Source organism: Motilimonas pumila (assembly GCF_003596335.1).
Lineage (GTDB): Bacteria > Pseudomonadota > Gammaproteobacteria > Enterobacterales > CBDFNC01 > Motilimonas > Motilimonas pumila.
The window spans coordinates 15,377-35,080 of record NZ_QZCH01000026.1; the positions used below are offsets into that span (position 1 = coordinate 15,377).

A 19,704-nucleotide genomic window follows, 5' to 3' on the forward strand; every position below is an offset into this window, starting at 1 on the left:
TTAGATGTTGAATAATGAAAAAATTCTTATTAGTTGCTAGTGCTGTGTTGAGCTTAAGCGCTTGTGTCAGTGAGACAACCATTGATGGTAAACGAGTAGAAGCTTCACCGAATCTTGAGTCTGCAGCTAAAACTCGTATGTCGTTAGGCATTGAGTATTTGAAACAAGGCAATACTCAACAGGCTAAATTTAATCTTGAAAAAGCACTTGAATACGATCCAAGAAATCCTGAAATTCACCGTACTTTAGCTTACTACTATGAAGTAGTTAATGAGCCTCTCCAGGCAGAAGATGCCTATAAAAAAGCGCTGTCATACGATCGAAGTAACGCAGACACGATGAATAACTACGGTACCTTCTTATGTCGCCAAGAAAAGTTTGAAGAAGCTGAAAAACAATTTAAGAATGCGGTAAAGCAAAAATCCTACATACGCGTTGATGACACATACGAAAATGCCGGTTTATGTGCCCGTAAGGCAGGAGAACTAGAAAAAGCGAAAGAGTACTTTAATAGTGCTTTGTCTCACAATCCTCAAAAGCCGCTCTCTTTGGTTGAAATGGCTGCTATTGCTGTAGAACAGCAAGACTATGATGGTGCACGAGCTTACTTATTGAAGTATCAACAGCTATCTTCAGATACAGCTCACAGTTTATGGACATGGATCAGCCTTGAGTCGGCACAAAACCGAGAAACTGCGGTCAAATCGTTTGGCAGACGTTTAGTCAAAAAATTTCCTAATTCTAAAGAATCGCAAAAATACTTAAATAATGAATACTGATCACAACGATATTGAACACTCAGAGCCGATCTCAGTTGCAGGTCCAGGACAACTGCTAAAAGAGGCTCGTGAAGCACTAAACCTTAGCCAAGAAGACATTGCTTCAAGGTTGAACTTACGTGCCCATAACATTCATGATATTGAAACGGATGACTACGACCCTAAAGTGCCCACTGCTTTCATCAAAGGGTACTTAAAAGCTTACGCTCGTATTGTTGGGGTATCGGAGTTTGATGTACTTGATGCTTTTAAAGCACTTGGCTTAGGTGAAGCGAAATATGCCAACATGCAGAGCTTTTCTCAGCGCACGCAACAAGAAGCTCAAAATACTCGATTAACTTGGGTAAGCTATGCCGTTGGCATCAGTATTGTAGCCGCACTGGTATGGTGGTGGCTGCAAAAGCCCACCACAGAGCCTGCCACGTCAGAACAACTGGTCAGCGAAGAGTTATTAATCACCCCTGCGGTTGCGGCCCCAATCGAAGAAGTGTTTGAGCCAGTCTCGCAAGTGATGGAAGAAACAGACGCACAGTTGGAAAATGTTGCCCCGCAAGGTCAAGATATTGAATCGTCTGTTGCTGAGGAAACCCAAGTGACAGAGGAAGCAGCACAATCCACTCCTGAGACAGTACAAACAACATCAAATGACGAGCCGGAATCTACTGCCTCTACCACAGAAGCGCAAGGGACTGCAGAACCGATTGTCGCCAGTAATGAGTTAAGCGCCGAGTTAAGTTTTAGTAATGATTGCTGGATAAAAGTCACCGATGCAGAGGGCAAAGAGCTGGCAATTGGTGTGAAAAAAGGCGGTGATAAACTCACCGTTACAGGCACGCATCCGCTTAAATTTATCATAGGCGCACCACAAGCCATCACCATCAGTTATAACAATACCCAGTTCGATATGAGTCAGTTCCAAGCTGGTAAAATCGCACGTTTTCAATTGCCAGAATAAGTAGTTTTATTATGCACAACGCAAACCCAATCGTTCGCCGAAAAAGTAAGCAAATTATGGTGGGCAATGTGCCTGTTGGCGGAGACGCGCCAATTTCAGTGCAATCGATGACCAATACCCGTACGACTGATGTTGCCGCTACCGTTGCGCAAATTAAAGCGCTAGAAGATGTAGGAGCCGATATTGTTCGTGTATCTGTGCCGACTATGGACGCTGCTGAAGCATTTAAGCAAATCAAGCAGCAAGTCGATGTGCCTTTGGTTGCCGACATCCACTTTGATTATCGCATTGCTTTAAAAGTGGCGGAGTATGGTGTTGATTGCTTGCGAATTAACCCTGGCAACATTGGCCGTGAAGACCGTGTTCGAGCGGTCGTTGACTGCGCAAAAGATAAAAATATCCCGATTCGAATCGGTGTTAATGGCGGGTCGCTAGAAAAAGATATCCAAGAAAAGTTCGGCGAGCCTACGGCAGAAGCGTTACTTGAATCAGCCATGCGCCACGTAGATATTCTTGACCGTTTAAACTTCGATCAGTTTAAGGTCAGTGTAAAAGCCTCAGATGTTTTTTTAGCAGTTGGCGCTTATCGCTTGCTCGCTAAAGAAATTGAACAGCCGCTGCATTTAGGCATTACTGAAGCCGGTGGTTTTCGCAGTGGTGCGGTAAAATCTGCAGTGGGGCTTGGCATGTTACTTTCTGAAGGTATCGGGGATACCTTACGTATTTCGTTAGCAGCAGATCCCGTTGAGGAAATCAAAGTCGGTTTTGATATTCTTAAATCATTGCGCATTCGTAGTCGCGGCATTAACTTTATTGCTTGTCCAAGTTGCTCGCGTCAAGAGTTTGATGTGATTAACACGGTAAACGAATTGGAGCAACGCCTTGAAGATATTGCTGTGCCGTTAGATGTGTCCATTATAGGTTGCGTCGTAAACGGCCCAGGTGAAGCGTTAATCTCAGACCTTGGCATAACAGGTGGTAATAACCGTAGCGGCTTTTATGAGGATGGCGTCAGGCAAAAAGAGCGCTTTGAGAATGACGATTTAGTTGACTCATTGGAAGCTAAAATTCGCGCTCGGGTCGCAACGGTGGATCCGAAGCAAAAGATAAGTATTAAAAATACCTAGCAAAATATAAAAGAGCCAGGTTTTACCTGGCTTTGAAAAATTCATATAATGCCCGTCAATTGTGGCACAGACAGAAATCGGAACACCCAGTGGCTAAAAAGATCCAAGCAATTAGAGGCATGAATGATTGCCTACCTGAACAAACTCCCATTTGGCAAAAATTAGAGAACCACCTAAAGCAGGTTGTGAGCAGTTACGGTTACTCTGAAATTAGAATGCCAATCGTAGAAAGCACCGATTTGTTCAAGCGCTCGATCGGTGATGTTACCGATATCGTTGAAAAAGAAATGTACACCTTTGATGACGGTGGCGACAGTTTGACGCTGCGACCAGAGGGCACCGCATCATGTGTTCGTGCCGGAAATGAGCACGGTTTGCTCTATAACCAAGAACGCCGAATGTGGTACATGGGGCCGATGTTTCGTCATGAACGCCCTCAAAAAGGCCGCTACCGTCAGTTTCACCAGTTCGGAGTGGAAGTATTTGGCATGGCGAGCGCTGACATTGATGCTGAGGTCATCTTGCTGACAGCACGGTTATGGCGAGAGCTTGGCATAGATAAACACGTGGAATTACAGTTGAATTCGCTGGGCTCAAACGAAGCTCGTGCGGTGTATCGTGATGCTTTGGTTGAGTTTTTAACGCAACATGAAGCGAGCCTTGATGAAGACAGCAAGCGACGCATGCATACCAACCCGATGCGGGTATTGGACTCAAAGAACCCTGATGTACAAGCCATTTTAGTTGATGCGCCAAAATTGTCTGATTATTTAGACGAAGAATCGGTGACACATTTTGCACAACTAAAAGCTTTGCTTGATGCCGCGGGTATTCAATACGTGGTGAATGAGCGTTTAGTGCGTGGACTTGATTACTACAATCGCACCGTGTTTGAATGGGTCACTGAAAGCTTAGGTGCGCAAGGTACTGTATGTGCCGGCGGGCGCTATGATGGCCTGGTTGAACAGCTTGGTGGCAAAGCCACTCCTGGCGTAGGCTTTGCTATGGGCATGGAGCGCTTAGTATTGATGCTTGAAGAGCTTGAACTTAATCAAGATATTGCCGCTGAAGTAGATATTTATACGGTTTTAGTTGGCGCCGGAACCGACATTCAGGGTATGTTATTGGCCGAGCAAGTCCGCAACCAGTTACCTGAGCTAAAAGTAATGAACCACTGTGGCGGCGGGAACTTTAAGAAACAGATGAAACGAGCAGACAAGTCAGGTGCTCGTTTAGCGTTGATTTTAGGTGAGTCAGAGCTTGAACAAAAGCAAGTCACCATTAAAGATTTGACAGGGAAGAACGAACAACAAACGGTAGCGATGGCTGAGGTAAGTACCCACATCACTAACATGTTAACGCATTAAGGGGTAAGGCAAGTGCAATACGAAACGGAAGAGCAACAAGTAGAAGCGATAAAGAATTGGTGGAAAGAAAATGGCACAGCGGTCATTTTTGGTGCTGTCGTTGGTTTAGGTGGCCTATGGGGCTGGCGTTATTACAATGATGCTAAAATTGAAGCCCAAGAAGTGGCTTCTGCCGCTTATACTCAAACAATGGACGAGCTAGCGGTCAAAGGGCTTGATGCGGCAACTGAAACGCAAGCGTTTATTGATGCCAATAAAGACAATAACTACGCAGCACTTGCCGCGATGATGCTGGCTAAATCCGCAGTAGAAGCGGGTGAGTTTAAACAAGCCGAGCAGCAGCTACAGTGGATAAAGCAAAATAAAGCCAGCGACATTTTACTGGCAACGGTCAACTTGCGTTTAGCGCGGGTACAGTCTCAATTGACCGAATACGATGCCGCTATTGCGACCTTGGCTGAAATTAAATCAGAAGCATTTCAGGCTAAAGCGTCTGAAGTTAAAGGTGATATTTACATGTTGCAAGGCAATGCAGAGCAAGCGCGTTCAGCATACCAAGCCGCGGTTGCAGCGGGTGGCGCGGTAAATAACCCCGCATTACAAATAAAGTTAGACGATTTGGCAGCGCCAGCGTCGGCTGATGAGGCATTAAATGGATAATTGGTTGAAAAAGATTGGCCTGGGCATTATTGCTGCAACTATGTTGCAAGGCTGTTCTTTATTCGATAGCGAAGAAGATGCGGTAGTCATGGCGGAGCTTCCGTCTATCACGCAAAGCTACCAGCCAGAGATCTTATGGCAAGCCAGTGTTGGTAATGGCGTTGAGGACTATTACTCGCAGCTGCAACCTGCTGTGATCGATGGTTATTTATACGCAGCTGACCGTGACGGTTTGGTCAAATCGTTTGACCTAGAAACCGGCAAGCAGCGCTGGCAAGTGGATTTAAGCAAGCACGAGTCAAATGCGCTAAATCGTGGCCCTCGAATCTCAGGCGCGATTGCGGCAGGGTACGATGCCATTTACCTTGGCACGGAAAATGCCCAAGTATTTGCCCTTGACTATGACACGGGTGAAGTGCGCTGGGTAGCAGACCCTAAAGGTGAAGTGATTGCTAAACCGCTCGTGGTTGACAGCAAAGTCATCGTGCACACCAGCCGTGGCGACGTCTACGCGTTTGATGAGTATTCCGGTGAATACTTATGGGCTGTGCCTTTATCACAACCGGCATTAACCTTACGCAGTTCTTCCGAGCCCGTGGAAGTTGGCGGCGCAGTCATTTATGGTCGTGCTGACGGTAAGTTAGCCGCGGCATTTGTCAATAATGGCGTACCTATTTGGGAGCGTGCTATCGCGAGTCCGAAAGGGGCTACCGAGCTTGATCGTATCGTTGATGTTGACGCTAAGCCTATCGTTATAAACCAAGCCGTTTATGTTATTGCTTATAACGGCGAGTTAATGGCGATAAACTTAAGCGATGGCCAGACCTTGTGGAAACGCAAATACTCGGCGTATAACTCAATGGATGTGGCCGGCTTTGTCTTGTTTGTCAGTGATGAAAAAGATCATTTATACGCGATTGATCGTCGAAGCGGCTCTGAAGTTTGGAGTAATACCCAATTAGAATACCGTGTGCTCACTTCTCCTGTTGTCGCAGGCTCATATATAATGGTGGGTGACAGCGAAGGCTATTTGCATTGGCTAAATTGGGACGGAGAGTTTGTCGCTCAACAAGAGCTAGACAGCAAAGGTTTATACAGCGCGCCGATAATTGTAGATGATAAAATCATCTTACAAACTCGCAGCGGTAAGATATTCGCGCTTAAAAAGCCGTAACGCATTAGTAGTCTGCTGCTCGATAGCAGCAAGTCAGTTTTTAGATAGCCCCTCTTGAGGGGCTATTGTTATTTTATAGGATCTATCAAATGTTACCTGTACTCGCCTTGGTTGGCCGTCCAAATGTCGGCAAATCAACCTTGTTCAACCGTCTTACTCGTACTCGTGATGCATTAGTTGCTAACTTTCCTGGCTTAACGCGGGATCGCAAATACGGCCAGGCTAATGTTGCAGACCATGAGTTTATTGTGGTCGATACTGGCGGTATTACAGGTGATGAAGAAGGCATTGACGCGCTGATGGCCGGACAATCGTTGCAAGCGATTGAAGAGGCTGATGCCGTATTTTTCTTAGTTGACGCAAGAGCCGGTTTGACCGTTGCAGACGAAGCGATCGCTATGCACCTGCGCAAACAAGAGAAGAAGGTATTCTTGGTTGCTAATAAAACTGACGGTATTGATGCTGATTCCGCAACGGGTGAGTTCTACGCCTTAGCTTTAGGCGAAGTTTACCAAATTGCTGCCGCCCACGGTAAAGGTGTGCGTAGTTTGATTGAAAAGGCACTGGATGGCTTTGAAATAGAACGCGATGAAGACGAGCTTGAAGGCCTTGAAGATGCATTGAGTAATGAGCCTGAAGAATTCGAGGCTTTAACTGACGAAGAAGCTGAGCAAGAAGCGCAAGCGTTTGCTGATATGCCGATTAAGCTGGCCATTATTGGTCGGCCAAACGTGGGTAAGTCGACACTGACTAACCGTATCCTTGGTGAAGAACGGGTTTTGGTATTTGATGCACCTGGTACTACGCGAGATAGTATTTACATTCCAATGGAGCGAGATGAGCAAGAGTACGTGCTGATTGATACCGCAGGGGTAAGAAGGCGTAAAAAAGTTTATGAAACTGTCGAAAAATTCTCGGTGATTAAGACCTTAAAAGCGATTGAAGACGCCAACGTTGTGATGCTGGTGATTGATGCCAGAGAGAATATTTCGGATCAAGACTTGAGCTTATTAGGCTTTACGCTTAACGCTGGACGTTCTTTGGTGGTGGTAATTAATAAGTGGGATGGCCTAGACTCTGAGATTAAAGAACGTGTGAAAAGTGAATTAGACCGCCGCCTCGGTTTTATTGACTTTGCTCGAGTGCACTTTATTTCTGCGTTGCATGGCACTGGTGTAGGGCACTTGTTTGAGTCTGTTCAAGAAGCCTACCGTTCAGCCACTAAGCGAGTTTCGACGTCTATGCTGACGCGTATTATGCAAATGGCTGCAGACGATCATCAACCGCCTTTAGTTCGGGGACGACGGGTTAAGTTGCGTTATGCTCATGCTGGTGGTTATAACCCGCCGCGTATCATTGTGCACGGTAACCAAGTGTCTTCGTTGCCTGATTCTTACAAGCGTTATCTAATGAACTACTTTAGAAAGTCATTAGATATTATGGGGACGCCGATTCGCGTTGAGTTTAAAGAAGGTGACAACCCTTTTGCTGGAAGGAAAAATAAGCTGACGGCATCGCAAGAGCGCAAACGTAAGCGTTTAATGAAATTCCATAAAAAGAGTTAAACAGGAGAGCGCAATGAAAGAATTAGCTTGTCCCAGTTGTCAGCAAATTATGACGTATCAAGGTAAGTTTGTTTATCAATGCGCTGCTTGTGAACAAGGTTATCAAGCACAGGTACACTGTGATCAGTGTGGTGACCGCCTTGAGCTGTTAAAGGCCTGCGGTGCTGTAGATTTCTTTTGCAATCAATGTAATGAAATGAAATCTAAATCCAGCGCGGATTACCGGCTGACGCCGCAATAAGCCCTTCTCAATACCTTTACGCTGCCTTGATGACAGGCAGCGTTTTTACAAGTTCACGCCTTGTCATTTCTGCAACCGCTTTTATTTATCAAATACTGTTTTGTTTTATTTGGCTCAGTGGAGAATAGAGGTATTTTCCGGCTGAATTACGGTTGTATCTAAGGTCAATATAAAGTCAAAATAAAGGGATAATCATGCCAGCAAGACAAACACTCAGCTTTGCAGCGCAACATGCGCTGATTTTACAACAGAACTTTGAGCGTTGTTTTGGGGCCCCTTTGATTGCAAAACCCATTGCATCTGCTGATTTATTGCAAGCCTTACAGCAGGCAGATTTTGCATTAGTCTCCCATGGCACGCAGGCCGATCCTGTATTTAATTTTGCGAATACCACGGCCCTTAGTTTGTTTGAAATGGACTTAGCAAGCTTTACCCAGCTTCCTTCTCGCTATTCTGCACAAGCCGTGACGCAAGCAGAGCGTAATCAGCTATTAGCACAGGTGAGTGAGGATGGGTACATAGATAATTACACTGGTGTCCGTATTTCTGCCAGTGGCAAACGGTTTTATATTGAACAAGCTAAAGTGTGGAATTTGTACGACCAACAGCAAAAATACTATGGCCAAGCGGCCATGTTTCATTCTTGGCGTTGGTTATCACAATAGTTTATTTGGTAAGTTTCTTCGACACGACCTCTGAGGTAATAATCCCATCTGTCACTTGAGTGGTGATGCGCTCACCTGAGTTGACCTGGGCTGTACTGCGAATTAACTTGCCCTGCTTATCCGATGAAATTGAGTAGCCTCGGCTAAGCGTGGCGAGTGGACTCACTGTGTTGAGTTGCTGCATTTGTTGGTGTTGTTGTGATTGTTTTTGGCTTAATAATACTTGCATCGCTTGGCTAAGGCGCTGCTTAGCTTGTTGATGGCGTAAACGGTATTGTTGCAAAGTTTGCTGCGGACTAAATTGTTTAAGCTTTGCTTCAGCCATGGCCAATCGTTTATCTCCTTGAGTTAATTGTCGTTGCATACTTTGATGCAATCGCATTGTCAGCTCATCGCAGCGTTGAGATTGCATCTGTAATTGCGTTTGCGGCGAGTATTGCTGCATCTTTTGTTCAAGATGAAGTAAAGTTTGTTTGTGCTTACTTAAGCGCAGCTGCAAAGTGGCAACGAGTTGATTTTCAAGAGTGCGGATTTGCTGCTGCCATTGCTCAGCACTTTGGCTGAGAATCTCTGCTGCCGCAGAAGGCGTAGCGGCCCTTACATCGGCGACAAAGTCACTGATGGTCACATCTACTTCATGGCCAACGGCGCTAATGATAGGGATACGGCTATTGAAAATAGCCCGTGCAACGTCGGCCTCGTTAAAGCACCATAAGTCTTCTAAGGATCCGCCGCCGCGGCCAAACACCAACACGTCTACTTCGTTGCGAGTATTGGCTAAGGTTAATGCTTGTACCAAGCTTTGTGTAGCCGCTTTACCTTGTACTTGGCTTGGGTAAACGATAATGCTTAATGCGGGGTTACGGCGCTTTAATACTGACACGATATCGTGCAAGGCCGCGCCAGTAGCCGAAGTAATAATGCCGACGCTTTTTGGCATGGAAGGTAATGTTTGTTTGTGTTGATTGGCAAACAGGCCTTCAGCCGCGAGGCGCATTTTTAATTGTTCAAACTCTTGCTGCAGAAGGCCATCACCTTCAGGAGCCATCGACTCGATTATCAGTTGATAGTCGCCACGAGGCTCGTACAAGCTTAGTTTAGCTCGAACCAGTACCTGCATCCCGTTCGCCGGCTTAAAGCTGACTTTTCGATTAGCCCCGCGAAACATTGCTGCTTTTACTTGTGCTTGGCTGTCTTTTAAGGTGAGGTACCAATGACCAGAAGCTGCCATGGCCAGGTTAGAAATTTCACCGCTGAGCCACACCGTACCTAGACCAGATTCTAATAACTGTTTCACTGCACGGTTAAGGTGGCTAACGGAATAAACGCTGTTCATGGCAAACCTTGTAGCAAGAAAAACGGCTATGATAGCATTTGACGCCACGATGCAAATATGAGTATTAAAATAGTTGCAAATTATATTTGTGAAATAGCGCACAAAGCCATATAATCCAGTCGCAATATTCTACTCCCAACCACCTTTGTTGAGATATTGCAATGCTGAGAATCGCGAAAGAAGCTTTAACCTTTGATGACGTACTATTGGTACCGGCTCACTCACAGGTTCTACCTAATACGGCTAACCTGTCTACTCGTCTTACCCGTAAAATTACCATGAACATTCCAGTTGTCTCTGCGGCAATGGATACTGTAACTGAAGCGCGCTTCGCCATTGCATTGGCGCAAGAGGGCGGCATTGGTTTTATTCATAAGAATATGTCAATCGAAGCACAAGCTGAGCAAGTGCGTTTGGTTAAAATCTATGAAAGCGGTGTAGTGGCAAATCCTATTACTGTTTCTCCTGAAATGACATTGCGTGAAATTCAAACGTTGACCGAGCAACATGGCTTTGCCGGTTACCCTGTGGTTGAAGGCGATGACGTTGTTGGTATTGTGACTAGCCGTGACGTGCGTTTTGAAGAAGATCTTTCTATTCCTGTGTCAGCAGTTATGACTAAAAAAGATCGCTTAGTCACAGTAAAAGCAGATACCCCACGTGAAGAAGTATTAAAACTGATGCACGATAACCGTATTGAAAAAGTACTGGTAGTGAACGATAAGTTTAAGCTGCAAGGCATGATTACGGTAAAAGATTTCCAAAAAGCGGAGCGTAAACCGCACGCTTGTAAAGATGAGCTGGGTCGTCTTCGTGTAGGCGCTGCAGTCGGTGCTGGCGCTGGCAATGAAGAGCGTATTGCTGCACTTGTTGCTGCAGGTGTAGACGTGCTATTGATTGACTCTTCACATGGTCACTCTGAAGGCGTACTGCAACGTATTCGTGAGACCCGTGAAGCTTACCCAGATTTACAAATTATTGGCGGTAACGTAGCAACCGGTGAAGGTGCTAAAGCCCTTGTCGCTGCTGGTGTGGACGCAGTAAAAGTAGGTATTGGCCCGGGTTCAATTTGTACTACTCGTATCGTAACCGGTTGTGGTGTACCACAAATCACGGCTATCTCTGACGCGGTTGACGCCCTAGAAGGTACAGGTATTCCTGTGATTGCAGATGGCGGCATTCGTTTCTCTGGTGATATCGCCAAGGCCATAGTTGCTGGCGCAAGCTGCGTCATGATGGGCTCGATGTTTGCCGGTACTGAAGAAGCGCCTGGTGAAGTAATTTTATACCAAGGTCGTTCATTTAAGTCTTACCGCGGCATGGGCTCTTTGGGTGCCATGTCTAAAGGTTCATCAGACCGTTACTTCCAATCAGATAACGCGGCAGACAAGCTAGTACCAGAAGGCATTGAAGGCCGTGTACCTTACAAAGGTCGCCTAAAAGAAATTGTGCACCAGCAAATGGGTGGCTTACGCTCTTCGATGGGCTTAACCGGCAGTGCTACCATTGATGAAATGCGCACTAAGCCACAATTTGTCAAAATCACCAGTGCAGGTATGGGCGAGAGCCACGTGCACGATGTAACCATCAGTAAAGAAGCGCCAAACTATCGCAGTGGCGGCTAAGCTGACGAATAATTAGACCAAGGCGGCCAACTGGCCGTCTTTGTCATTTTTAATGAAATCTTTTTTGCCTGGAGTTGCAGGAAATATGACTAAAAACATCCACGATCATCGTATTCTTATTTTGGACTTTGGCTCTCAATATACTCAGTTAATTGCGCGTCGAATTCGTGAAATTGGCGTTTACTGTGAACTTTGGAGCTGGGATGTCGAAGAAGCTGACATCAAAGAGTTTAACCCTAACGGTATTATCCTTGCGGGCGGCCCAGAAAGTGTGACTGCTGAAGGCTCGCCACGTGCTCCTGAATATGTGTTTAATGCCGGTGTACCTGTATTGGGTATTTGTTACGGCATGCAAACCATGTCGAAACAATTGGGTGGCGAAGTCATCAAGGGCGAAGGCGAAGGCGAATTTGGTTACGCCCAAGTTGAGGTACAAACTCAATCGCAATTATTCCAAGCAATTGAAGACGCAGTGTCTGCAGATGGTAAACCTTTGCTCGACGTGTGGATGAGCCACGGTGACAAAGTATCACAAATCCCCGAAGGCTTTGTTACGGTTGCTAACACGGCGACTTGTCAATTTGCGGCAATGGCTAATGAAGAGAAGAAATTCTACGGCGTACAGTTTCACCCAGAAGTAACTCATACTCGTCAAGGTGAGCGCATGCTGTCTCACTTTGTAAAAGACATTTGTGGTTGTGACGCGTTGTGGACGTCAGCGTCAATTATTGAAGATGCTGTTGCTCGCATTAAAGAGCAAGTCGGTGACGACGAGGTTATTCTCGGTTTGTCTGGTGGCGTTGATTCATCGGTTGTAGCCATGCTTATTCAACGTGCTATTGGTGATAAACTGACCTGTGTGTTTGTCGATAACGGTTTATTACGTTTGAACGAAGGTCAGCAAGTCATGGAGATGTTCGGTGACCACTTTGGTTTGAACATTGTGCATGTTGATGCCGAAAATCGTTTCCTTGATGCGATGGCTGGGCAAAGTGATCCTGAACAAAAGCGTAAAACGATTGGCCATGTTTTTGTTGATATCTTTGATGAAGAGTCGAAGAAACTATCAAGCGCAAAGTGGTTAGCGCAAGGTACCATTTACCCTGATGTTATTGAATCTGCAGCCTCTAAAACTGGCAAGGCACATGTAATCAAGTCACACCATAACGTAGGCGGTTTGCCTGATGACATGGAAATGGGCTTGGTTGAACCTTTGCGTGAGCTATTTAAAGATGAAGTGCGCAAGATTGGCCTAGAGCTTGGCCTGCCATATGACATGCTGTATCGTCATCCATTCCCTGGTCCTGGTTTGGGTGTGCGCGTTCTAGGTGAAGTGAAAAAAGAATACTGTGACTTACTTCGCCGCGCCGATGCTATCTTTATCGAAGAGCTGCATAAAGCTGACCTATACCATAAAGTAAGCCAAGCCTTCGTGGTTTTCTTACCTGTGCGTTCGGTAGGCGTAATGGGCGATTGTCGTAAGTACGATTGGGTGGTATCACTGCGTTGTGTTGAAACTATCGATTTTATGACGGCGCGTTGGTCACACCTGCCATATGAGTTAATCGGCCATGTATCTAACCGCATCATTAACGAAATTGATGGCATCTCAAGGGTTGTGTACGATGTTTCAGGCAAACCACCTGCGACGATTGAGTGGGAATAATCCTCCGTTTAGCAAGCGCTGGCACTAACAGGCAATAAACTACACTTAAGTCCGCGTAGCTGCGGACTTTTTTTGTTTTTAACCTAAAGACTTAACCCCATCAAGCCGTTCTTGGGTAACATCTCCTTTCTGCACACTGTAAAGTATTCATTAAGTCAGTTTCTTGTTTAGTTTATTTCAGTATTGGCAATGCAATGTAGATCTCGCCGCTGCTGTATGCTGACGTTTATCAGCATACAATTGAGCTTGCCAATGCTTCATAAAATCTTGTGCAATGGCCCGAGATTCAGTGCTTGTTCAAGGATTTGGTCACTCAGTTGAGCTGGACTTGTGAAAGCCGTTGACTGGTTGTCAGACATGGAGTATTGGCAAGGGTGATGCAGGCGCCCGGCTTGCCTTTGCTGCTAGAAAGAGCATTTAAGCGCTCATTTTCAAGGGCTTCGTAACTTGCTAGGTGTTGTTGCAAGTAGAGTCTGAATTTTGTTGATAATGCAATGAGTCCTTCCCAGAGCTAAGGGCGCAGGATCTACCGCATTTCGCTTCAACCCAATGAGATGGTTTATACATTTTTTTATAGAGAGGGGCTTTGAAGACTAACCGTTGTAAGGCTTCTTTAACTGTACAGCAAGTGGCAGTGTAGCTGCGAAATTGTAATAGATCGGTTCACAAAGGGGTAATTGCGAGTGAATGTGAGTCAGTACACTCGAGCGTTTCAAAGGGATTACGCTGTCGCAATTTACTTTGTCAGGGTGATGGCTAACGATCATTTTTAATGGCTTGGTGAGCGTCTTATCGAACAAGCTGCTTGCTGAGCTTTGTGCGAGAAAAAAAGCCACTCTTGTAAGAGTGGCTTTTATTATTTCGAGATGACTTTCGCGCGTTTGCTGAAAAGTCATCAAGTGGTTAACTTACAAGGCTTGCCAAGGACCCCACTGCGTGGCACCCGGTACATCACCTTGTGCGTACCATTTCGCGCGATATGTTTGGCCTTGGTAAACGACTTCATCCCCTTTGCGGTAAACAGTGGTTTTTTCCCAAGAGTTTTGACTCGGGCTTGCAATGACCACAACTTGGGTAGATGCAATTACCTCAAGACCTTGGCTATCAGCAACATTGGCTTGCAGCACGTGCTCACCAGCGCTCAGTACGATATTCAGACTAGCGCCGGTACCTAAAGCTCCATCAATGCTTGATGACCACTTTACTTGCGGGCCAATATCGCCGTCTTCGGCATCAAATGCATCAACGCTCAGTAACCATTGGCTGCCTTCTGCTTGTGCTACGTTATTTTGCGGTGCAATGATATTTAATGTTGGCGCGGTGTTTGGTACTTCGTTTGGCTTAACTACGACTTGGGTAAACTTAAATACCTCCACGCCTTTACTGTCAGTGATAAGGGCTTTTAAAGTGTGGCTGCCTTCGCTTAAGACTGCGCTGATATTCGCGCCTGTACCCAGTAAACCGTCCCGATCCGATGACCATTGTACTTGCTGGCTGATATTGCCATCTTCTTGGTCAAATGCATCGGCGCTTAATTGCCATTGACTGCCCGCTGTTTGAGAAGCCTTATAGCGTGGCGACAGAATTTCTAGTACAGGTGGTGTATTAGCTGCCCCTTCAACATTAATGATCAATGACGCAGTATCTGTTGAATTCGATAAATCAGTAATACTTGCGGTGATAACATGGCTGCCTGCAGTCAATGAAATACCATTGACTTGACCGCCTTGTCCCAGTTCGCCTTGTAAGTCGGATGACCAGACAATTTTTTGGCTTATATCACCTTCTTCAACATCTGTCGCTTTGGCAACCAAGCTTAAGCTGTTATTACCTTCGCGAATAGTGACGCCAGTTTGAGGGTAAATTAGCTCAATACTTGGAGCCGTGTTATCGCCGCTCAGGTCTTTGCCAAATACCGTAATTTCACCAATGCCGTAAAAGTCGCTTGCCGGTTTAGTTAACACTAAACGAATCGCATCGGCGGTAATGTTCAGCGGTACCAAGTTAGTTTGCGGGTCGCCAATAATGTCTTCACTGACTTTTTGCCAGTTGCCATTTTGCAGCGCTTCCACATGGAATTGATTAACGTAATATTTGTTAGCCCAGTTAACCGTAACCGACTCAATTTGGTAGGTTTGTGACCAGCTAAGATCGATGCTCTCAGAGAGAGAGTTGCGAGTTGCCCAAAATGTCCCAGTGTTACCATCTATCACTTTTTCCGCAGCGTACGTTGCACTGTATTCATTACTGGCGGTGACCGTGGCTTTAGCTGAGATATCTAAGATGTAATCAGCGTTGACCGACACTGCAACTGAGCGCGCGGCAGAAACTTGGCTGCCTTTTACGGCATGGTATTCAATGCGGTACTCGCCGTGAGTTTTACCCTGCCAAGCTCCACCGTAAATACCGTCGTTTGCTTGTCCGTCTTGATGCAGGCCATCGTCAAATAAAGTCACGGTTTCATTAAATATGTTAGCGCTGACTTCGGCGCCAATTACCTTCTGGCCACAGCTCTCTACAGTCACGGCTAATGGCATTGTTTCATTAACTTGGTACTGTGCTAAGGAAAGGGGGGCTTGGCTAAATAGTTGCAAATGTTGTGGGTTACAACCGCTGCTATCGCGAAAAGCCGCTACTTGGTGGCGAGTGTTCGCAAATGCGCTCGCATTATCGGCTTGCTCTGGAAGGCCAATCGCGACACCTGTGGTGGCAAATTGACCTGGCAGATATTCGTAATCAATTGCTGGGTTAGAGAAGTGTGGCACACGAGTACAATTATACCCTTGATCAAAACATGACTGGTTGTAAGCCATGATGGTACGAAAACGGTTACTGTAATCGACGTAGCCAATATTATAGCCCTGGTGTTCAGGATCTACGCCGCGGTCGTGGGATGCAGATAAATTATGACCAATTTCATGAGCGAGTGCTAACTGGTGTAAGCCGTAATAACGCGCCATTGTCGTAAATGCCCAGTCTCCGCCATCGGCAGAGTCTGCTGGGATAACATAGCCTAAACCACCATAACCACAGCCGTCTCTGAGCCATAAAGACACCAAATCTGCGCCGTATTTTTCACGGTAGCTGCTGACATTATCCATTACGCCATCGTTTGGTAAGCGCAGCTGCGTTAATGGGGTGTTCATCTTATTACAAGTGGCAGGGTTTTCTTGGTAATCGGTTAAGTATGTGAATACCAAGTTCAATTGAATATCGATATTACTGTTGCTAAATGCTTGGTTGGTGATATCGACTGCCAACTGAATTTCATCTTTAATGCTGGTAGTACTTTCAGCTTCTGCTTCTGAGGTGTAAGCCACCAGAATATCAATATTGCTTTTGCCTGCTGCTAGGGCGGCTGGTACTTGAAATTGAGCGCGGGAGGAGGGTGAGGTCGGTGCGGGAATACCGTCACTTTCTGGTAAGCTCAAAATAGGCAGCGATTTAATTTCAACTAAGCCTTGGCCTTGACTGTAAATACTGTATTGCGCTTGGTCAAGCATCACCTGACCTGTGATACTGGCTTGATTAACAACCAGCGCAATTTGTCCGGTTACGTCACCTTGCAGTTGACCTAACCAAGAGAAAGAGCCGTCTGCTCGAACAACCCGAGAGGTTAATACAGCGGTTACCATGCCCAGCTCAGGCAGTTCAAAACTCAAACTATCTTGAACGTCTAAGTTAACAAACTGGTCACTCATAATGTGTGATTGTGAGAGAAATGCTGAGAACTGTGGAGCTGGCTGGTGGCTATGATTATGTTGCGGGCCTGCGAATGCCAGTTGAGTACACAAGCCACCAATAATGGCCGCAGTGGTAAGATGCTTAACAGCATTGTACATGTTAGGAAATCTCCAAAATGATCAAGAAGTAGGAACGGATTGCATTGTATTTTGGCGGCTGAAAACTTGCTTAATGGAAAACTGAAGATTTAAAGTGTTAATTTATTTTTGTATTAAAAACAATTGCCTGTAACTTTTCTTTAGGTTTTTTTGAGAACTTTTGGTGATGACAGTTAGATTAAATTTGACATTTTTGACGGCTTTTACGATTCTGCCGAATTCGATATCAGTGAGTAATAAAAGGGTACCTTGTGCAACAAGATGAAAAATGGATGCAACACGCGTTAGCCTTGGCTGACAAAGCGCAGCAACTGGGTGAAATACCTGTGGGCGCGGTAGTAGTGTTAAACGACCGCATTATAGGGGAGGGATATAACCGCTCTATTTGTGATCATAATGCTACCGGGCATGCTGAAATGATGGCCATTACTCAAGCAGGGCGCGCGGTAGAAAATTACCGCCTAGTTGATGCCACTTTATACGTCACGCTAGAGCCTTGCCCCATGTGCGCTGGTGCAATTGTACATAGCCGAGTGAAGCGTTTGGTATATGGTGCCAGCGATGCTAAAACAGGCGCGGCGGGGAGCGTATTTAACATTGCTGCTCACCCTCAATTAAATCATCAAGCCGAGATCACAGCAGGGGTATTGGCACAGCAGTGCAGCGAACAAATTAGTGCATTTTTTAAAATGCGCCGGGCCCAGCACAAGGCCGCCAAAAAGGCTGCCAAGCAGCAAGCCGAAACATAGCTTTGACAGTATGCTGCTAAATAGCATTTGGCTTGTGCTTTTATCAAGGGACTATTTTTGAAGTCACTGTTGTTGAGGCCACTGTTTTTGACGCAACTGTGGCGTATGTAGCCATACTATAGTTATGGCTAATTTGGTGTATCTAGGCTTTTAGCTGAAGGGGTAGAGTTTGCGGGTGTTTCAACCGTTGCTGAGGCTTCGGTATCACTTTGTTTGTCGCCGGGCTCCTTTTTAATTGGTTTCTCATCTGCCACAGGAGCTTTAGTCGCAGAGGGCTTTTTACCAGCAGAGGGCTTTTTACTAGCTGAAGGCTCTTTACCAGCAGAGGGCTCTTTACTAGCTGAGGGCTTTTTACTAGCTGAAGGCTCTTTATTCCCTTTTGCAGCGGAGGGTTTTTCCTCAGTAACAGGCTTTTTGTCTGCGGTTGTTGTTTCGTCGGTTAGTGTGCTATTTGGCGCAGTCAAGGATTCACTCAGCTCAACCCAAGGGTGCAAGGCTAACTGTTGTTCGAATAACTTATCTCTTGCTTGTTTTCTCACCAGCCAGGTTAAGCTTTCTTGATATTGGCGAATGTTATTGACGTAATGTTTTGCTTCGCCACCTCTGGCATAACCGTAACGGGTTTTTTGGTGCCATTTTTTGCGTTGTAATAGCGGTAGAATATCCTTAACGTCAGACCAGTTGTCTTGATCTTTACCTAAACTGCGCGCTAATCTTCTGGCATCCATTACGTGGCCAAAGCCTAGATTATAAGAAGCTAAGGCAAACCAAATTTTTTCATCCTCGTCGATGCTATCGGGTATGCGGGATAGAATATAAGTCAGGTATTTGGCGCCGCCTCGTACACTTTCTTCGGCATCTACTCGGTTTTTTACTCCCATCATTTTGGCGGTATTGTTGGTGAGCATCATCATTCCGCGTACCCCTGTGCGGCTTTTGGCGTTAGGCTTCCAATGGCTTTCTTGGTAGCTGGTGGCGGCCAGTAAGATCCAGTCAAACTCTTCTGTTTGGTATTTTTCAAACAAAGCTTTGTAATCAGGCAATACGTTTTCTGCCGCGCGTAAGAAACTGCGGGTATCCACAAAATCAAAGCGTTTGATGTGGCCAAAGTATTTTTCTTCTAACTTGGCTACCACGCCTGCTTGATGCTGTTCACCTATGTATTCTATCAAAGCAGCGTAGAGGCTATCATCAATGTTTTTTTTCAATAACCAAGCCACAGGCTCTTTGTTTTCAAGGCTAAAGCCTTCTGCGAGGTTGGGGTAATATCTTTGCGAACGCGCGAGTACCACGTCGTTTACCAGCGCATAGCTTGCTTCGCTGTCTTCTACTTGTTTAAGTAACTCGGCCGGATCTTCTTCGTCGATAGCTTGCAAACTAAGGTGAGGGTGCTCAGACTTTAATTGCGTTAAAAATTCCTCGTGGGCCGACGATTTTAATACTAATACCGGAGCGTCGATGTCTTCAAACTTACGTGGCTTTTTAGAGCCGGTGCGGTAGACCAAGGTTTGCGCGACTTCGTAAAAAGGTGGGGCACTGCGGTATTTGTTCGCTCGCTCTGGAGTAAGGGTCAAGCCTGCGGCAATCAGATCGATATTGCCGGTATCCAGCTCTTTGAACAATTCGTCGATTGATAGCGCCGGTGACATATCCAGTTTGACGTCTAAACGCTCGGCAAACGCGATAGCCAGCTCATAATCTAAGCCAGATAATTGCTCTCCTTCATAGAGGTAGCTCACCGGGGTGTTTAAAGTGCCAACGCGAAGCACGCCACGCTGTTTGATTTGTTGCATGTGAGTATCGCTAGGCAATGGTTCACAGGCAGATAGCATAATGGCGAACAACAAAAATAAGACTGGCTGCAAGAGATATTTATTCACAGTACTGCACGACATCCTTGTTACGACCATTCTTTTATATCAGGTTCCCACCATAGAGTCATCTGTTTGGCTG

15 protein-coding genes are annotated in these 19,704 nt (G+C 45.8%); 12 read left to right on the forward strand and 3 right to left on the reverse strand.

Features of this window, described 5'->3' with window-relative positions:
- The first annotated feature begins 14 nt into the window (after positions 1–14).
- The 9 genes from pilW (at position 15) to D1Z90_RS16525 (ending at position 8,533) form a co-directional block, all read left to right on the forward strand.
- On the forward strand, positions 15–779 hold the full coding sequence (gene pilW, locus D1Z90_RS16485) for a type IV pilus biogenesis/stability protein PilW (protein ID WP_119911894.1): 765 nt from the start codon (positions 15–17) through the stop codon (positions 777–779).
- Entirely contained in the window at positions 769–1,734 is a 966-nt protein-coding gene (locus tag D1Z90_RS16490; RefSeq protein ID WP_119911895.1) for a RodZ domain-containing protein, read from the forward strand. Before pilW ends, D1Z90_RS16490 begins: the two co-directional genes overlap by 11 nt.
- 11 nt (positions 1,735–1,745) lie before the next feature.
- Complete coding sequence (ispG, locus tag D1Z90_RS16495) at positions 1,746–2,861, forward strand: flavodoxin-dependent (E)-4-hydroxy-3-methylbut-2-enyl-diphosphate synthase (RefSeq protein WP_119911896.1); 1,116 nt, start codon at positions 1,746–1,748, stop codon at positions 2,859–2,861.
- Positions 2,862–2,950: 89 nt separating this feature from the next.
- Positions 2,951–4,228 (forward strand): histidine--tRNA ligase, encoded by a 1,278-nt coding sequence (gene hisS, locus D1Z90_RS16500; RefSeq protein ID WP_119911897.1) that lies wholly within the window; start codon positions 2,951–2,953, stop codon positions 4,226–4,228.
- Between the two features lie 12 nt (positions 4,229–4,240).
- Positions 4,241–4,888, forward strand: coding sequence for a YfgM family protein (locus tag D1Z90_RS16505; RefSeq protein WP_119911898.1), 648 nt, complete (start codon positions 4,241–4,243; stop codon positions 4,886–4,888).
- Positions 4,881–6,062 carry an outer membrane protein assembly factor BamB gene (bamB, locus tag D1Z90_RS16510; RefSeq protein WP_119911899.1) on the forward strand — a complete coding sequence of 394 codons (1,182 nt, stop codon included), beginning with the start codon at positions 4,881–4,883 and terminating at the stop codon, positions 6,060–6,062. The genes D1Z90_RS16505 and bamB overlap by 8 nt, the downstream gene beginning before the upstream one ends.
- A gap of 89 nt (positions 6,063–6,151) precedes the next feature.
- Positions 6,152–7,627: a ribosome biogenesis GTPase Der gene (gene der / locus D1Z90_RS16515; protein ID WP_119911900.1), complete on the forward strand. Its 1,476-nt coding sequence runs from the start codon at positions 6,152–6,154 to the stop codon at positions 7,625–7,627.
- Positions 7,628–7,640: 13 nt separating this feature from the next.
- Positions 7,641–7,868, forward strand: a complete 228-nt coding sequence (locus D1Z90_RS16520) for a zinc ribbon domain-containing protein (RefSeq protein ID WP_119911901.1) — start codon at positions 7,641–7,643, stop codon at positions 7,866–7,868.
- A gap of 194 nt (positions 7,869–8,062) precedes the next feature.
- On the forward strand, positions 8,063–8,533 hold the full coding sequence (locus D1Z90_RS16525; protein WP_119911902.1) for an MEKHLA domain-containing protein: 471 nt from the start codon (positions 8,063–8,065) through the stop codon (positions 8,531–8,533).
- 1 nt (position 8,534) lies between these two features.
- On the opposite strand, the gene xseA is transcribed toward D1Z90_RS16525, so the two are convergent.
- Positions 8,535–9,869 carry an exodeoxyribonuclease VII large subunit gene (gene xseA, locus D1Z90_RS16530; protein ID WP_119911903.1) on the reverse strand — a complete coding sequence of 445 codons (1,335 nt, stop codon included), beginning with the start codon at positions 9,867–9,869 and terminating at the stop codon, positions 8,535–8,537.
- Positions 9,870–10,030: 161 nt separating this feature from the next.
- Here xseA and guaB point away from each other — a divergent pair, with 161 nt between their 5' ends.
- Both guaB and guaA read left to right on the forward strand, forming a co-directional pair.
- Positions 10,031–11,494 (forward strand): IMP dehydrogenase, encoded by a 1,464-nt coding sequence (gene guaB / locus D1Z90_RS16535; RefSeq protein WP_119911904.1) that lies wholly within the window; start codon positions 10,031–10,033, stop codon positions 11,492–11,494.
- 85 nt (positions 11,495–11,579) lie between these two features.
- The gene (gene guaA, locus D1Z90_RS16540) at positions 11,580–13,160 is read left to right on the forward strand and encodes a glutamine-hydrolyzing GMP synthase (protein WP_119911905.1); all 1,581 of its coding nucleotides are present in this window, start codon (positions 11,580–11,582) and stop codon (positions 13,158–13,160) included.
- Positions 13,161–14,068: 908 nt separating this feature from the next.
- Here the strand turns inward: guaA and D1Z90_RS16545 are convergent.
- Positions 14,069–17,002 carry a M12 family metallo-peptidase gene (locus D1Z90_RS16545; protein ID WP_119911906.1) on the reverse strand — a complete coding sequence of 978 codons (2,934 nt, stop codon included), beginning with the start codon at positions 17,000–17,002 and terminating at the stop codon, positions 14,069–14,071.
- Positions 17,003–17,253: 251 nt separating this feature from the next.
- Here D1Z90_RS16545 and tadA point away from each other — a divergent pair, with 251 nt between their 5' ends.
- Entirely contained in the window at positions 17,254–17,751 is a 498-nt protein-coding gene (tadA, locus tag D1Z90_RS16550) for a tRNA adenosine(34) deaminase TadA (protein ID WP_269777048.1), read from the forward strand.
- A gap of 128 nt (positions 17,752–17,879) precedes the next feature.
- On the opposite strand, the gene mltF is transcribed toward tadA, so the two are convergent.
- The gene (mltF, locus tag D1Z90_RS16555; protein WP_158587172.1) at positions 17,880–19,631 is read right to left on the reverse strand and encodes a membrane-bound lytic murein transglycosylase MltF; all 1,752 of its coding nucleotides are present in this window, start codon (positions 19,629–19,631) and stop codon (positions 17,880–17,882) included.
- Between the last annotated feature and the right edge of the window lie 73 nt (positions 19,632–19,704).

Coding starts and splice junctions, on each gene's coding strand:
- pilW (WP_119911894.1), top strand. CDS start 15: ATGAAAAAATTCTTATTAGTTGCTAGTGCTGTGTTGAGCTTAAGCGCT.
- D1Z90_RS16490 (WP_119911895.1), top strand. CDS start 769: ATGAATACTGATCACAACGATATTGAACACTCAGAGCCGATCTCAGTT.
- ispG (WP_119911896.1), top strand. CDS start 1,746: ATGCACAACGCAAACCCAATCGTTCGCCGAAAAAGTAAGCAAATTATG.
- bamB (WP_119911899.1), top strand. CDS start 4,881: ATGGATAATTGGTTGAAAAAGATTGGCCTGGGCATTATTGCTGCAACT.
- der (WP_119911900.1), top strand. CDS start 6,152: ATGTTACCTGTACTCGCCTTGGTTGGCCGTCCAAATGTCGGCAAATCA.
- D1Z90_RS16520 (WP_119911901.1), top strand. CDS start 7,641: ATGAAAGAATTAGCTTGTCCCAGTTGTCAGCAAATTATGACGTATCAA.
- D1Z90_RS16525 (WP_119911902.1), top strand. CDS start 8,063: ATGCCAGCAAGACAAACACTCAGCTTTGCAGCGCAACATGCGCTGATT.
- xseA (WP_119911903.1), bottom strand. CDS start 9,869: ATGAACAGCGTTTATTCCGTTAGCCACCTTAACCGTGCAGTGAAACAG.
- guaB (WP_119911904.1), top strand. CDS start 10,031: ATGCTGAGAATCGCGAAAGAAGCTTTAACCTTTGATGACGTACTATTG.
- guaA (WP_119911905.1), top strand. CDS start 11,580: ATGACTAAAAACATCCACGATCATCGTATTCTTATTTTGGACTTTGGC.
- D1Z90_RS16545 (WP_119911906.1), bottom strand. CDS start 17,002: ATGTACAATGCTGTTAAGCATCTTACCACTGCGGCCATTATTGGTGGC.